Here is a 501-nt window from a genome sequence, read left to right on the forward strand (position 1 = left end):
CCCGACTTCTTGCGCCCCGGAGTGCGGCAGTGGTGGGGATCCTGGCAACGGGTTCTCACCCAAGCCGGTGTGGATGGCATCTGGAACGACATGAACGAGCCGGCCCTCAACGACCGCCCCTTTGGAGACGGCGGCCAGATCGTCGATATCCCCCTCGATGCCCCCCAAGGCCCACCCGACGAACCCACCACCCACGCCGAAGTTCACAACCTGTACGGCCTGCTGATGACACGCGCTTCCCGTGAAGGCTTGGAACAGCTCAACCCCAACCGGCGCCCCTTCGTGCTGACTCGCTCCGGCTTTGCTGGGATCCAGCGCTGGGCTGCCGTCTGGACAGGCGACAACCAATCCTCCTGGGAACACCTGGAGATGTCCCTGCCCATGCTCCTAAACCTGGGCCTGTCGGGAGTTAGCTTTGTCGGCGCGGACATCGGCGGCTTCGGTGGCAATGCCACTCCCGAGCTGTTTGCCCGTTGGATGCAAATGGGAATTCTTTACCCC

Annotated in this window: 1 protein-coding gene; it reads left to right on the plus strand. The window is 63.5% G+C overall.

Features of this window, described 5'->3' with window-relative positions; all coding sequences use genetic code 11:
* The coding region (locus NW856_RS11545) for a TIM-barrel domain-containing protein (RefSeq protein ID WP_414400385.1) at positions 1–501 on the plus strand (501 nt) is incomplete at both ends.

Source organism: Synechococcus sp. R3-13 (genome assembly GCF_047462195.1).
Lineage (GTDB): Bacteria > Cyanobacteriota > Cyanobacteriia > Thermostichales > Thermostichaceae > Thermostichus.